Raw genomic sequence first — 13779 nt, 5'->3', positions numbered from 1 at the left:
CTGATTGTTTACCCTTGATTCACTTCTGCCACATCGCGCTGACACCTGAAGCTCCTAGCGTGAAGTGCCGGACAAGATTCGGACAACACTTCAGGAGCGCAGCAACATGGGGATCAAGGGCTTAAATCTACTTAGCTCATTTGCATCAAGCCGATCGGCAAAAACCTGCGAGTACAAGTGCGGTAACGCCTGCCTGGGCGAACCCACCAATCAATCGAATAACCAGTACTTTGGCGCAATCGTCTCCCGTCGCGGGATCCTCAAGGGCTCCGGCGTGGCGGTGGCCTCACTCGCAGGCGCCCAGGTACTCGCAGCCTGCGGCAGTGAAGGAAGCAGCGCGGCAAGCAGCACCGCACAAGCCGCAGCCAGCAGCGAGGCCAAGAACATCGCATTGCCTCAGGGCATGAACTTCCCCGTGGTTGAGCCCAATAAAAAAGACGAGGTTGTTGTACCCGAAGGCTACGACAAGAACGTGCTGATCGCCTGGGGTGATCCGATGTTCGAGGGCGTGCCGGAATTCGACATCAACAACCAAACCGCGGCCAATGCCGAGCGCCAATTCGGCTTTAATAATGACTTCGCCGGGCTGATGGACCACCCCAGCGACGACAACCGCATGGTGTATGTGTGCTCCCACGAATACACCACCGAGCCGCACATGTTCCCTGGCTACGACGTGGATAATCCCACCGATGAGCAAATCAATATCGGCCTGGCCAATCACGGCCAAAGCGTGCTCGAAGTATCCAAGGTGGGCGATAAAGGCGAGCTCAAGCGCGAATTTGGCCCACTAAATCGCCGCATTACCGCCACCACCCCCATGAAGATCCAGGGTGTGCTCGCCGGCACCGAGTATGTAAAAACCAAAGATGACCCTCAGGGCACCACAGTGCTTGGCACCATTGCCAACTGCTCCGGCGGCATGACTCCTTGGGGCACCTACCTTTCCGGTGAGGAAAACTTCGAGCCCTATTTTGCCAACTACCAAGACGTCAAAGATGAGCAGGCCAAGAAGTACTGTGAGCGCCTCGGCTCCGAGGAAGGCCCAACGCTGCGCCAGTGGGAGCGCCTGCATGAACGCTTTGACCTGGCCAAGCAGCCCAATGAGATCAACCGCTTTGGCTACTTAGTAGAAATTGATCCGCTTGATCCCAACTCTGTGCCCGTCAAGCACACCTCCGCCGGCCGCTTCAAGCACGAGTCGGGCAATATTTATGTCACCTCCGATGGCACCGTCGTGTGCTACACCGGCGATGACGCACGCTTCGAATACATCTATAAGTTCGTTTCTTCCCGCAAGATCAAAGAGGGCGATACCGCCCACAACATGGGCATTCTCGACTACGGCACCCTGTACGTGGGCAAGCTCGACGGCAACTCCCCCGAAAAAGAAATCGACGGCTCCGGTGAGCTACCCAGCGATGGGCTTTTCGACGGCCAAGGCACCTGGGTACCGCTGCTGACGGTGGATGAGGATGGGGCGAAATCCCATATCGATGGCATGAGCCCAGAAGAAGTTGCCGTGTACACCCGCTTCGCAGCCGATGAGGCAGGGGCCACCAAGATGGACCGCCCAGAAGACTTCGAGGCAAATAAGCACAGCGGCAAGGTGTATGTTGCACTGACCAACAACTCCTACCGCGGCGCCACGGGCAAGGACGCGAAGAAGAATAAAGAAGACGCCAAAGAATGGGCGCCGATCACCGAGAACAAAAACGGCCTCGTGATGGAGCTTGACGACGATCACGCCGGCGAGAAGTTCAAGTGGAATATCTTGCTCGTTTGCGGTGATCCCGAGGCTGCCTATAGCTATTTCGGCGGCTTTGATAAATCCAAGGTATCCCCGATCTCCTGCCCGGATAACCTCGCTTTTGATGATCACGGCAACTTGTGGATCTCCTCCGATGGCAACGCACTCGGCTCCAATGATGGCCTCTATGCCGTCGGCCTCGAAGGTGAAAACCGCGGCAATACCCGTTGCTTCCTCACCGTGCCCACAGGAGCAGAAACCTGCGGACCCATCGTGACCAAAGACCGAGTGCTGGTCAATGTGCAGCACCCCGGCGAAACCGATGAGGCCACAGTGGAAAACCCCGCCTCTCACTGGCCAGATGGAGGCAAGACCCCTCCACGCCCAGGTGTAGCGGTGGTGTGGAACCCCAAGGGTAAGATCGGCGAAGGCAACTAGGCTACGTTACCTGCCATAACACCCCAGCAGCGAGGCCTGCTGGGGTGTTGTGCTACCTGCCAATCTTGTGCTCGCGCAGTTGGGTAAGCACATAGATTTGTAAGAGCACCGGATACAGATGCAAGAGCACGCCCAATACCACCAAGATGGCTGCCGCCAAGCAGGATTGGGTACAACAGGCCCACACACTAGCGACGAGGTGAATAAGAAAGCCCCAACCGTGGCCTGCCGCGGCTGCCTGCATGTGGCGTGGATTCCAGGGATCATCGCCACGCATCTCGAACACAAGCGTGTTCCACCCAATGCGCGTGAGCGTGGAGTTAAAACATTTCACCCCCAGCCGGCGCGATGAATCCCGCGAAAGGCGCAGACGCTGCCAAAACGACTCAGGGATGATACGAACAAGCGAGTTGCCCACGAAAGGGGCGATGCCGAATGTGCCACAGGTTATGGTGAGCACGTATAGCCAACCAGGCGCATCAGCCACGATGGTGATCGCGAGCAATGCAACGCAGGTGAGCAGTGCAGCGAGCACGTTAGCGCCTCCTTGAAATCTTGCGTTCTTGCCTTCCGAGCTGCTGACCTATTCAGCCAGGCCAGCAGCGAGCATGCTTGGTCAAAGCTGGCGATGATAGTAGCTACAGCCTTGTTTTTAACACGCCACCTACACTGATAGTTACACGCAGCACATTACGGGTATTGCAACGCCCGATGCTTTCCAAGCGAAAAGGCGCACACCACCCGTAGCGATTGTCTAAGCGATGGAAGGAAGGCAATGCCATGACATCACCAAACAACGCATCGAGATCCCCACTCACCCCCATCATCTGCGTGCTCGCTTTGTTCAGTGGCGCTGCGCTCCTGTGCGCCGTCAACGTGGAAGCATCGTGGGTCACACTCGCGCTTTGGCTGGCAGGTTTTGCAGGCTTTGGCATCGCAGCCATCCTGGCAATCAAAGCAAGGCGTGGCAACTAACCCAAAACAAACGCGCACCACAGTACGTGGTGCGCGGATTGCGATGCTGCTTTAAGGGCGAGCAAGCGGAATCATAGTTGCCTTGGCATCAGAAGAATCCACAATCTTCTTGCCAAAGGGGAAGCAGGTCACAGGAATGAGCTTGAGGTTTGCCCAGGCCAAGGGCAGACCAATAATGGTGAGTGCCTGCGCAATAGCAGTGGCGACATGCCCCAGAGCGAGCCACAAACCTGCCACTACGAACCAGATCACGTTGCCGAGCATCGACATGCCGCCGCCCCTGCCGGTATCAACAACCTCGCGGCCAAATGGCCACAAGATGTAATTGGCGATGCGGAAGCTGGCCACACCGAAGGGGATGGTGATGATGAAAATGCAGGCGATGGCACCAGCGATGAAGTAGGCAAGCCACAGCCAGATACCTGCGGTGAGCAGCCAAATGACATTAAGGATGACGTGAAGGGCTTTCATAAGAACAAAGCCTAGTCCAAGCACGCGGGTCTGATGCAGGAGCAGCCCTCCAACAGACTTAGGGCCAGCGATTTTCATCGTCCTGGTACGCATTCCCCTCTTCAGTGCGGTTCTTCAAACGCCATCGGCGGTTTAGGTAATAAATTGGATTCATCACCAAATACCACCATGCCAAGCATCCTAGTGCGTACATCACGACCTGAGCATTACTGAACTTATCAGGTCGAACCCCATCATCTGTCCAATCCAAATCTGTGATCCGCAAGATGATTCCCACAAACAGCGCCGCCACGGGTGCGTATACAAGGTTCCATTTCTTGTCAGGAGCCCAAGGCTTACCGTCTTTACCGTTCTTAACTAGAGGCACGAGAGGTGACCACAAATAGTCAGACCAATGAATTCATTCTCCAATCCCGGTCACTTTAACCCTACTGGTTAGCTAGCTAGGCCCGGCAAGGTCGCTGTATTCCCTCTTCAGGTACCTCAGGTGCGTTCGCTCAGACCACACGCACCAGCACTAATTGCAGTTTTTGCAGCAATCGCTGGCCAACCTCCTACAGCCATCACTCCATATTTCAACAAGTTTGCCGATCCATCGATAGCTGCAGTCGACACAATCTTTCTCGCTGCATCATGCGCGCCAGTGCGTTCGCTTCTTCAAGACTAATTCCGTAACGCGCAGCGGCCTCTGGGTCAACTTCCCACACGCCGGGGGAAGTTTCTCGCACGACCTCCGTGAACAAGGTTTCAAATCCTTGCTCAACACTATCTACAAGCTGCTGTTCCTCTTGGCTCGTCAATCCATCTTGAGCTTGCATCCCCTCCCCCACCCGCTCCCCCACACCCAGCAACGCACGGCATGGGGGACGTCGAAAAGCTAAGAAATGCAAAAAGCACACCCCGTGGTGGGATGTGCTTCAAGCGTTTGTCCGCGTTTGGACTAGCGTGCCTTCTCGACGATCTCGACGAGGCGGAAGTGCTTGTCCTTGCTCAGCGGGCGAGTCTCTTCGATGCGCACGCGGTCGCCAACACCGGCGATCTCGTTTTCATCGTGAGCCTTCACCTTGGAGTTGGTGCGGATGGTCTTGCCGTAAAGGCGGTGCTGCTTGCGGTCTTCAAGCTCAACCACAATGGTCTTTTGCATCTTCGTGGAAACCACGTAGCCGATGCGAACCTTGCGGGCACCCTTTTCCTTGGCGTTCTCGTTGTTCTCAGTCACGTTTGCCTCACTCATGTTTAAGCCTCAGCTCCCGGAACCTCGGACAGGCCGAGCTCGCGCTCACGGAGCACCGTGTAGATGCGGGCGATGTCGCGCTTGACGGTGCGCAGGCGACGGTTGTTGTTCAACTGGCCGGTGGCGTGCTGGAAGCGCAGGTTGAACAGCTCTTCCTTAGCCTCGGTCAGCTTGGTGGTCAGCTCCTCGGCGTTTAGCTCGCGAAGCTCGTGTGCGGGGGTACCGTTAGCCATTAGAACTGGTCCTCCTTCTTAACGATACGAACTTTGCAAGGGAGCTTCTGGCCTGCGCGGCGCAGAGCCTCGAGTGCCATAGCCTCGTTGGGGTAGCTCATCTCGAAGAGGATGCGACCGGGCTTGACGTTCGCAACCCACTTCTCCACGGGGCCCTTACCGGAACCCATACGCACGCCGAGCGGCTTCTGGGTCAAAGGACGATCCGGGAAGATGTTGATCCACACCTTGCCACCACGCTTGACGTGGCGGTTGATGGCAATACGAGCGGACTCGATCTGACGGTTAGTGATGTAGGCGGGCTCGAGGGCCTGGATGCCATAATCACCGAAGTTAAGGCGGTTACCACCCTTGGACACGCCACGACGGGTCGGGCGGTGCTGACGGCGGTACTTCACGCGCTTGGGGATAAGCATTCTTAGCCCTCCTGCTTCTTCTCAGCACGCTGGCGGCGCTGGCCACCACGACGCGGACGTGCGTTGCGGTCGCCGCGGCCACGGCGTTCTGCGGGTGCGTTCAGTTCGGACTCGCGCTTGCCGCCCACGACGTCACCCTTGTAGATCCACACCTTGACGCCAATGCGGCCGAAGGTGGTGTGTGCTTCGTAGGTGCCGTAGTCGATTTCCGCACGCAGCGTGTGCAGCGGAACGCGACCCTCGTGGTAGCGCTCGGTGCGGGACATCTCGGCACCGCCGAGACGACCGGAGCACATAACCTTGATGCCCTTGACCTGAGGCTGGCGCATCGCGGACTGGATGGCCTTGCGCATTGCGCGGCGGAATGCCACACGGTTGGTCAGCTGCTCGGCGATGGACTGAGCCACGAGCTGAGCGTTGGCGTCAATGTTCTTGACCTCGAGGATGTTCAGAGCAACCTGCTTGCCGGTGAGCTTTTCCAGCTCGCGGCGCAGACGGTCTGCCTCGGAGCCACGACGACCAATCACGATGCCCGGGCGGGCGGTGTGGATGTCGACGCGGACGCGGTCGCGGGTGCGCTCGATCACGATGTCGGCGATACCGGCGCGGTCCAAGGTCTTTTGCAGGTACTCGCGGATCTTGATGTCCTCAGCGACGTAGTCTGCGTAGTTCTTGTCGGCGTACCAGTGGGACTTCCAATCGGAAGTGATGCCCAAACGTAGGCCGTGAGGATGGATTTTCTGGCCCACTACTTGGCCCCTTCCTTCTGGCTAACAACCACGGTGATGTGGCTGGTGCGCTTACGGATCTGGAATGCACGACCCTGTGCGCGCGGCTGGAATCGACGCATCGTCGGACCCTCGTCGGCGAAAGCCTCGGAGATGACCAGGCTCTTGCGATCCAGGCCGAAGTTGTTCTCGGCGTTAGCCGCAGCGGATGCGACGACCTTGGCAACGGGCTCCGAAGCAGCCTGAGGGGCGTACTTCAAGATAGCCAGTGCTTCTTCAACGGACTTGCCGCGAACCAGGTCGATCACGCGACGTGCCTTCATTGGAGAAACACGGACGAAGCGCGCGGTTGCGCGTGCGGAGGTGATAGCTTCACTCATCGCTTATCGACGTCCCTTCTTGTCGTCCTTGACGTGACCCTTGAAGGTCTTGGTGGGTGCGAACTCACCGAGCTTGTGGCCGACCATGGAGTCGTCCACGAACACCGGCACGTGCTTGCGGCCGTCGTGAACGGCGAAGGTGTGGCCGATGAAGTCGGGGAGAATGGTGGAACGGCGGGACCAGGTCTTGATGACCTGCTTGGTGCCCTTCTCGTTCTGAGCATCTACCTTTGCGAGGAGGTGCTCATCGACGAACGGGCCTTTCTTTAGGCTGCGTGGCATCTAAGTTTCCTCCTCTTAGCGCTTCTTGGACTTGTTCGTGCGGCGACGCTGCACGATCATCTTGTTGCTGTAACGGTTGGGGTTGCGGGTGCGACCTTCCTTCTTGCCCCAAGGGGACACAGGGTGGCGACCACCGGAGGTCTTACCCTCACCACCGCCGTGCGGGTGGTCAACAGGGTTCATCACAACACCACGAACGGTCGGGCGAACGCCCTTCCAGCGCATACGGCCGGCCTTGCCCCAGCGGATGTTGATCTGGTCGGCGTTGCCAACCTCACCCACGGTGGCGCGGCAACGGATGTCCACGCGGCGGATTTCGGAGGAAGGCATACGCAGCACTGCGTACTTGCCTGCCTTACCCAGCAACTGGATGGAAGCACCAGCGGAGCGGGCGAGCTTAGCGCCAGCGCCTGGCTTGAGCTCCACGCAGTGCACCACGGTACCGGCGGGGATGTTGCGCAGCGGCAGGTTGTTGCCAACCTTGATGTCTGCGTTAGCGCCAGCCTCGATGATTTGACCCTGCTTGAGGTTCTTCGGGGCGATGATGTAGCGCTTCTCGCCATCGGCGTAGTGCAGCAGCGCAATGTTGGCGGTACGGTTCGGGTCGTACTCGATGTGAGCAACCTTGGCCGGAATGCCATCTTTGTCGGTGCGGCGGAAGTCGATCACGCGGTAGCGACGCTTGTGGCCACCACCCTTGTGACGAACGGTGATGTGGCCGTGTACGTTACGGCCGCCCTTCTTGGGCAGGGGGCGAAGCAGAGACTTTTCCGGATTCGAGCGAGTGATCTCGTCGAATTGGGAAACGGAGCTCTGGCGGCGACCCGGGGTTGTCGGCTTGTATTTACGAATAGCCATAGTTTGTCCTTACCTCGACCCTTAAGCGGCGGAGCCGCCGAAGATGTCGATTGCGTCGCTGCCTTCACGAAGCGTCACGTATGCGCGCTTGGTTGCCTTGCGTCGGCCGTAGCCGGTGCGGGTGCGCTTGCGCTTGCCCTCACGGTTCACGGTGTTCACGGAGGCGACCTTCACGCCGAAAATGCGCTCCACGGCATCCTTGATCTGCGTCTTGTGGGCGGTGGGAGCAACAAAGAACGTGTAGGTTCCCTGCTCCATCAAGCCATAAGACTTCTCAGAGACGACCGGTGCGAGGATGATGTCGCGGGGGTCTGCGATCTTAGCCATTAGTTCTCCTCCTTCTCCGCGCCCTGGACGCGGTTGATGAAGGTGTTGAGAGCCTCAACCGAGAACACAACGTCGTCTGCATTCAGAACGTCGTAGGTGTTGAGCTGGTCTTCGAACAAAACGTTCACACCAGGCAGGTTGCGGGCGCTCTTTTGAGCATTCTCGTCTGCGCGGCCGACCACGAACAGAATGCTGCGGCGATCGGTGAGGCGCTCGAAGAATGCGCGTGCGGACTTGGTGGAAGGAGTCTGACCAGGCACCAATTCGGTGAGCACGTGGATGCGCTCGTTACGAGCACGATCGGACAGTGCGCCGAACAGAGCGGCCTTGATCATCTTCTTGGGGGTGCGCTGAGCGTAATCGCGCGGCTTAGGGCCGTGCGAGATGCCGCCGCCGGTGAAGTGAGGTGCACGGATCGAGCCCTGACGAGCGCGACCGGTGCCCTTCTGGCGGAACGGCTTGCGACCACCACCGCGCACCTCTGCGCGGGTCTTGGTGGAGTGAGTGCCCTGACGACGTGCTGCAAGCTGTGCGTTGACTACCTGGTGCAGGAGTGCAACGGACACCTCGCGGTCGAAGATTGCTGCAGGCAGCTCTACGGAGCCGTCGGTAGCACCCTCAGCGGTGTGGACGTCCAACTTCAGATTGGTCATGCGTGTGCACCGCCCTTCACTGCGGTCTTAACGGTTACGATGCCGCCACGGTTGCCCGGGATCGCACCCTTGATCAGGATGAGGTTGGCATCGGCGTCGATCTTTTGAACCTTGAGGTTCTGGGTGGTGACGCGGTCATTACCCATGCGGCCTGCCATGCGCTTGCCCTTGAACACGCGGCCCGGGGTGGCAGCCTGGCCAATGGAGCCCACACGACGGTGAGCGGCCTGGTTACCGTGGGCTGCGCCCTGTCCGGCAAAGCCGTGGCGCTTCATGCCGCCGGCGTAGCCCTTACCCTTGGAGGTACCGGTGACGTCTACGAAGGTCACGCCTTCGAAGATGTCCACGGTGACGTCCTGACCAACCTCGTAGGCAGAAACATCATCCATACGGATTTCTGCTACGTGGCGGCGGGGGGTAACGCCTGCTTTCTTAAAGTGACCCGCCTGAGGCTTCTTTACCTTGCGGGGGTCGATGTCGCCGTAGGCGATTTGGATGGCGTTGTAGCCATCGGTTTCGGTGGTGCGAATCTGGGTGACCACGCACGGACCAGCTTCAACGACGGTGACCGGAATGACTCGGTTCTCCTCGTCGAAGATCTGGGTCATGCCGAGCTTGGTGCCCAAGATGCCCTTGATCTCTGTTTCACTCATTAGTTATTCTCCGCTGCCAAAAATTTCGTCGATCACTGAATGTTCACGTCGACGCTGGCCGGAAGGTCGATGCGCATGAGTGCGTCAACCGTCTTCGGCGTCGGGTCGAGGATATCGATCAGGCGCTTGTGAGTGCGCATCTCGAAGTGTTCGCGAGAATCCTTGTACTTGTGGGGAGAACGAATAACGGCGTACACGTTCTTTTCAGTGGGCAACGGCACCGGGCCAACAACGCGTGCACCCGTACGGGTGACGGTCTCGACGATCTTGCGTGCAGACGCATCGATCGCCTCGTGGTCGTAGGCCTTGAGCCGAATGCGGATCTTTTGTCCCGCCACGGTTACCTCTTCCTCGCTTGTCCCACATCACTGAATGGATTGGTGGGAATCGCTTCATTCATCTCTATAACGTTGTCCGGACCTTTGGGGCCTGGGCGCAACGCCAGTTCTTACTTGACTGTCGTTTAAGACTTGCCGGCAACTTCGCTTCGGGGCGTTGCAAATCAACTGCCACACACTTCGAAGATGCACTCCAAGTGAGGAAGGGTCTCAACGTTATAAACGCTCAAGAGCCCTAGCCAACTGCCGCTGTTTATTTGCCATGCCCCTTCGAGGTTCCGGCCCTCAAGAAAAACGTGCTTTGCACTTCATTCCTCAAGGATCCTTACCTGATTCACTCATCTACATGAGCTTCACAGCGAAGGTGTCATGTTTGCCTTGCCATCAACTACGCAAAGGTAGCTGTTGTCAAAGCAACCCCAGTATTAAAACATGCCACCACGGGATATGCAAGTGCGAGCTGGCAAAATAATTTTCCGGCTCGCCTGAAAGCCTTAGCCAAAGCGTTCCTTATAGATCTCAGCGCCCAATCCCCTGCCGATTGCCCCCCTTGCCCGCGCCAAGAATCGAAACCCCGAAGATGAAGTCTCCAGGGATCGCTTTATAAATATGGGATCTCGCCAGCGTCCTCGGATTGCACCGCAATTACATAACACTTTGCGCATCTTTTAACACGGTTCGGGCGCGGTTGTGTATCAAATCGGCAACAATCACGCTCTAGATGCGAAGTCTTGCATGAAAGACCCTATGATGGTGGCAAGCAATTCGCTTGCACATCCGCTGCCTTGCGGGTGTGCGTCTATATAGAAGGAGAAAACATGGCTGAGAACAAGGAAGCCCAGGACAACAACGTCGCAGAAGACAACGGCCACGGCCGCACCATCATTGATGATCAGGTAGTTGGCAAGATCGCCGGCGTTGCAGCCCGCGAAGTTTCCGGCGTACACGCCCTCGGCGGCGGCGCTGCTCGCGCACTGGGTGCCCTTCGCGACTCCATCCCCGGCACCAACACCAACCTGCAGCAGGGTGTAGACGTTGAGGTTGGCGAGCGTCAGGCTGCCGTCGACGTGTCCATCGTTGCTGAGTATGGCGTTGCTATTCACCAGCTTGCCGACGCAATCCGCGAGAACATCTCCTCTGCCATCGAGCGCATGACCGGCCTTGAGGTTACCGAGGTCAACGTGACCGTTCACGACGTTCACTTCGAGTTCGAAGATGAGAACGAGGACGAGAACAACGAAGAAGAGCAGAAGCAGCTCCCGAGCCGCGTTCAGTAATCACAATGGCGACTCTTTCACTCGATAAAGCACAGGCGCTTGTCGAGGCCGTGGTGGCCATCCCCGGCGTGCATGCGATGCACTCGGGGCGCTTCGGCGAGGTTGCGCTGCTTTACCCTAAGCAACGCGTTCAAGGTTTACGTTTCCAAAACCGAGACGAGGAATCTTTTGAAGTAGACATCGTTGCCGAATTCGGTGCCGATAACCTCTACGACCTTGCCGAGGAAGTTCGCGCCACCGCTGCGCAAACCCTCAAAGCAGATGGGTTAACTATGCCGGTGTCGGTGGTTATTGCCGATATCGCCACTGAACAACAAGCAGAAGAACACGAGTAGTTCAACTGCTTCGGCGCGGGGTTTGCTGTATCGAATGTTCAGCCAAGCCCCGCGCTTTTGCGCAGTATCACGGTGCCTCGAACAAGGCCCACTTAGACTTTCTTATTCAACGAAAACACCTGAAGGACCATCATGATGTCCAATAAAACCTTTCTCGGCGCTCTTCTGGGCGTAGTGATTGCCGTTGCCCTGCTGCAGTGGGGTCTTAGCGGCTTGCTACTCATTGTGCTGCTCGCTGCCATCGGCGGCTTGGCCGGCGCACAGCTCGAAGGCCGCATCGATCTGAATAAGGGCCTCGAAGGCTTCCGTAACGGAGGGCGCGGTTAATGCCGTCTTCGACCCTAACCATTGACGAGCGTGCGCTGACCACCATCGCCAAAGCGGCGGTGCTTTCGGTTCGCGGCACCTCGGCGGTAAGCAAGGTTGCCGGCCGCGACCTGCCTCGGGTTGATGTGCGTCTAGATGCAGAACGTAAGACCGCGAATGTAGAGGCGTTCATCGCAGCTACCTGGCCAAGTCCGGTCACCGATCTGACCGGCGTGGTACGCGAGGCCATTCGCGAATGGCTCGACACCTACGCCGGCGTGGAAGCGCTCCGCGTCAACGTTGTCGTCAGCGAATTGGTGCGCGGCCAGCGCGTGACTACTTTGCAGGCGCCCACCCCACCTTCGCTCTTTAACCCCAAGGCCATTGAGCGCCCCGCAGTGGAGCCCCGCGTCAAGCACGTGGTAGCTGAGGCAGCAGAGCCCCGGATCCATCACCGCATCCAGGAAGTGAAAGAACCTAAGGTTCATCGCAGCATGGGCGAGCCGGTTCAACCAAAGGTTCGTCGCGGCCTGAAGGAGGCAATCAAGCCTCGCGTGGACGCCCGCAACACCTCCAAGGTGATTGAGCCTCGCGTGGATGCCCGCAACACTTCGCGCGTGATTGAGCCGAAGGTGGATCAGCGCCATACCGCTCGTGTGATCGAACCGAAGATCAACTCAGTACTCGATGGACTCCCCGAGCCAAAGGTTGAGGATTATCGGGTGAAGCAGCACGACCTTCAGCCTGTGGTGGCTCCTGGCGTACCAGAGATCGAGATCTCGCGCCCCAAGGAGCAGCGCCTCCGCAAAGCTGAGGCACCTGCCCCCTTCGAGCTCGCCCCCATCCGCGTGATCCCCGTGGATCTCAAACGCGGCTTTGCTGATCGCGCATCGGAAGGAGCACGCCGTGGCTGAACAACACCGTGAAGCAAATACCGAAGCTTTGCCGGCACAGCACCCCAATGACACGCAGGCTCATGCCCCAGTGGTTGCGGGCAATGAGCAGCAAACCCAGGCACAGGATCAAGGTCCGAAGTACCTCAAGGGCAGCCCTGCTGTTCGCGTGCTGATGATCCTGTTCTCGCTGTTGCTGATCGCGCTTGCAGTGATCTGCGGCCGCGAGCTTTGGTGGGTGCGCCAAGAAGGTAATGGCGATCAGGCGTGGATCCGTCCCCTGCTCGATTGGATTGCCAACCTTGGCCAGCAAGACTGGTTCTTCCCCGTCGGCATCGCCATTGGTGTGCTTGGCGTGGTGCTGTTGATTCTTGCACTCAAGCCGGCACCGCCGAAGTACATTGCCTCCGATGCGGGCGCGAACACTCGCCTGTACCTGCGTCCCATCGATATTGCCCGCCGTGCCACTGCCGTGGCAGAGCGCGTCAGCGGCGTGTACGACGCTCAAACCACCGTGAACCACAAGGCCACCAAGGTCACCGTCAATGTCATTGGCAATGACGACCCCAGCCTGGCTGCGCGCGTCGAAGATGAGGTACGTGCGCACGTCGAAAAGCTGGCATCGAACCCCAAGGTTCGCGTGGTGCTCGGAAAGGAAGAAGAATGAAACGTTCAACCGTAGCCTTCGGGCGAATCTTCACCTTCCTCTTGGCTGCCGTGCTCATCGCCATCTCAGTGTGGGCCATCGCCTCGCACTATGATGTGCGCGAAGCCGAGCAAGTCAGCGAGGCAGCGAGCTTCGATAGCTGGAACCAGCTCTACGAACAGCCCTGGTACAACTACCTCCTGTTCGGACTCACGGTGCTCTTTGCCGTGCTCGGGCTGTGGATTCTGATTGCCAACCTGCGCCTGAACCGCGCGGGTCGGGTCAATGTGGAGCGCAAGGGTAAAACCCGCTCCGCCGTGGCTTTGGATCAGATCGCAGACATGACCGCCGAGGTGCTTGAGCAGACCCCCGGCGTGGTGCAGTCCAAGGGCACTGCCATTGATAACAAGCGTGAGCGCATTATTCGGATCACCACCACGGTTGATCCCCAGGCGAGCACGGAAGTCATCGAGGCAGCGCACCAGCAGGCAGAAGCAGATATTCGCTCAGCACTTCCCAACTTTGATGTGCGCACCGAATATCGCCTTCACTTCCAGTCGGTAGAAGGCTAAAGCACACAAATAAA

Annotated in this window: 21 protein-coding genes; 8 read left to right on the top strand and 13 right to left on the bottom strand. The window is 58.2% G+C overall.

Annotated elements, in window-relative coordinates:
• Positions 1 to 106 precede the first annotated feature (106 nt).
• Positions 107 to 2188, top strand: coding sequence for a PhoX family protein (locus tag IEU99_RS04960; RefSeq protein ID WP_128890494.1), 2082 nt, complete (start codon positions 107 to 109; stop codon positions 2186 to 2188).
• A 52-nt stretch (positions 2189 to 2240) separates the two neighbouring features.
• Here IEU99_RS04960 and IEU99_RS04955 read toward each other — a convergent pair whose 3' ends face one another.
• Positions 2241 to 2723: a hypothetical protein gene (locus IEU99_RS04955; protein WP_128890495.1), complete on the bottom strand. Its 483-nt coding sequence runs from the start codon at positions 2721 to 2723 to the stop codon at positions 2241 to 2243.
• 245 nt (positions 2724 to 2968) lie between these two features.
• Here IEU99_RS04955 and IEU99_RS04950 point away from each other — a divergent pair, with 245 nt between their 5' ends.
• Entirely contained in the window at positions 2969 to 3163 is a 195-nt protein-coding gene (locus IEU99_RS04950; protein WP_128890496.1) for a hypothetical protein, read from the top strand.
• Positions 3164 to 3214: 51 nt separating this feature from the next.
• Here IEU99_RS04950 and IEU99_RS04945 read toward each other — a convergent pair whose 3' ends face one another.
• From IEU99_RS04945 to rpsJ, 12 genes are all read right to left on the bottom strand, one after another.
• Positions 3215 to 3634, bottom strand: a complete 420-nt coding sequence (locus IEU99_RS04945; RefSeq protein WP_128890497.1) for a YccF domain-containing protein — start codon at positions 3632 to 3634, stop codon at positions 3215 to 3217.
• Between the two features lie 940 nt (positions 3635 to 4574).
• Positions 4575 to 4868 (bottom strand): 30S ribosomal protein S17, encoded by a 294-nt coding sequence (rpsQ, locus tag IEU99_RS04940; RefSeq protein ID WP_123935276.1) that lies wholly within the window; start codon positions 4866 to 4868, stop codon positions 4575 to 4577.
• 2 nt (positions 4869 to 4870) lie between these two features.
• Positions 4871 to 5101, bottom strand: a complete 231-nt coding sequence (rpmC, locus tag IEU99_RS04935; RefSeq protein WP_123960914.1) for a 50S ribosomal protein L29 — start codon at positions 5099 to 5101, stop codon at positions 4871 to 4873.
• Positions 5101 to 5517, bottom strand: a complete 417-nt coding sequence (gene rplP / locus IEU99_RS04930) for a 50S ribosomal protein L16 (RefSeq protein ID WP_123935280.1) — start codon at positions 5515 to 5517, stop codon at positions 5101 to 5103. The genes rpmC and rplP overlap by 1 nt, the downstream gene beginning before the upstream one ends.
• Before the next feature lie 2 nt (positions 5518 to 5519).
• Entirely contained in the window at positions 5520 to 6266 is a 747-nt protein-coding gene (gene rpsC, locus IEU99_RS04925; protein ID WP_123960915.1) for a 30S ribosomal protein S3, read from the bottom strand.
• Complete coding sequence (gene rplV, locus IEU99_RS04920; RefSeq protein WP_123960916.1) at positions 6266 to 6625, bottom strand: 50S ribosomal protein L22; 360 nt, start codon at positions 6623 to 6625, stop codon at positions 6266 to 6268. Before rplV ends, rpsC begins: the two co-directional genes overlap by 1 nt.
• A gap of 3 nt (positions 6626 to 6628) precedes the next feature.
• Positions 6629 to 6907: a 30S ribosomal protein S19 gene (gene rpsS / locus IEU99_RS04915; RefSeq protein ID WP_005509882.1), complete on the bottom strand. Its 279-nt coding sequence runs from the start codon at positions 6905 to 6907 to the stop codon at positions 6629 to 6631.
• Positions 6908 to 6922: 15 nt separating this feature from the next.
• Positions 6923 to 7765 carry a 50S ribosomal protein L2 gene (rplB, locus tag IEU99_RS04910; RefSeq protein WP_123960917.1) on the bottom strand — a complete coding sequence of 281 codons (843 nt, stop codon included), beginning with the start codon at positions 7763 to 7765 and terminating at the stop codon, positions 6923 to 6925.
• 21 nt (positions 7766 to 7786) lie between these two features.
• Positions 7787 to 8092, bottom strand: a complete 306-nt coding sequence (gene rplW / locus IEU99_RS04905) for a 50S ribosomal protein L23 (RefSeq protein ID WP_123935288.1) — start codon at positions 8090 to 8092, stop codon at positions 7787 to 7789.
• The gene (gene rplD, locus IEU99_RS04900) at positions 8092 to 8745 is read right to left on the bottom strand and encodes a 50S ribosomal protein L4 (RefSeq protein ID WP_123960918.1); all 654 of its coding nucleotides are present in this window, start codon (positions 8743 to 8745) and stop codon (positions 8092 to 8094) included. Before rplD ends, rplW begins: the two co-directional genes overlap by 1 nt.
• Entirely contained in the window at positions 8742 to 9398 is a 657-nt protein-coding gene (rplC, locus tag IEU99_RS04895; RefSeq protein WP_123935292.1) for a 50S ribosomal protein L3, read from the bottom strand. The genes rplD and rplC overlap by 4 nt, the downstream gene beginning before the upstream one ends.
• Positions 9399 to 9430: 32 nt before the next feature.
• Positions 9431 to 9736: a 30S ribosomal protein S10 gene (gene rpsJ / locus IEU99_RS04890; RefSeq protein WP_003854291.1), complete on the bottom strand. Its 306-nt coding sequence runs from the start codon at positions 9734 to 9736 to the stop codon at positions 9431 to 9433.
• Positions 9737 to 10554: 818 nt separating this feature from the next.
• Here rpsJ and IEU99_RS04885 point away from each other — a divergent pair.
• The 6 genes from IEU99_RS04885 to IEU99_RS04860 all read left to right on the top strand — a co-directional run bounded on the left by IEU99_RS04885 (position 10555) and on the right by IEU99_RS04860 (position 13765).
• Entirely contained in the window at positions 10555 to 11013 is a 459-nt protein-coding gene (locus IEU99_RS04885) for an Asp23/Gls24 family envelope stress response protein (protein WP_123960920.1), read from the top strand.
• Between the two features lie 5 nt (positions 11014 to 11018).
• Entirely contained in the window at positions 11019 to 11348 is a 330-nt protein-coding gene (locus tag IEU99_RS04880; protein ID WP_128890498.1) for an Asp23/Gls24 family envelope stress response protein, read from the top strand.
• A 132-nt stretch (positions 11349 to 11480) separates the two neighbouring features.
• Positions 11481 to 11675, top strand: coding sequence for a hypothetical protein (locus IEU99_RS04875; RefSeq protein ID WP_128890499.1), 195 nt, complete (start codon positions 11481 to 11483; stop codon positions 11673 to 11675).
• Positions 11675 to 12568, top strand: a complete 894-nt coding sequence (locus IEU99_RS04870) for an Asp23/Gls24 family envelope stress response protein (protein ID WP_128890500.1) — start codon at positions 11675 to 11677, stop codon at positions 12566 to 12568. The genes IEU99_RS04875 and IEU99_RS04870 overlap by 1 nt, the downstream gene beginning before the upstream one ends.
• Entirely contained in the window at positions 12561 to 13214 is a 654-nt protein-coding gene (locus tag IEU99_RS04865) for a DUF6286 domain-containing protein (RefSeq protein ID WP_128890501.1), read from the top strand. Before IEU99_RS04870 ends, IEU99_RS04865 begins: the two co-directional genes overlap by 8 nt.
• Positions 13211 to 13765, top strand: coding sequence for an Asp23/Gls24 family envelope stress response protein (locus tag IEU99_RS04860; protein ID WP_128890502.1), 555 nt, complete (start codon positions 13211 to 13213; stop codon positions 13763 to 13765). The genes IEU99_RS04865 and IEU99_RS04860 overlap by 4 nt, the downstream gene beginning before the upstream one ends.
• Positions 13766 to 13779 lie beyond the last annotated feature (14 nt).

This window comes from Corynebacterium pelargi, assembly GCF_014635485.1.
Lineage (GTDB): Bacteria > Actinomycetota > Actinomycetes > Mycobacteriales > Mycobacteriaceae > Corynebacterium > Corynebacterium pelargi.
Note: the sequence above shows the minus strand (reverse complement) of the source record. Positions and strands in the feature narration are given on the sequence as shown.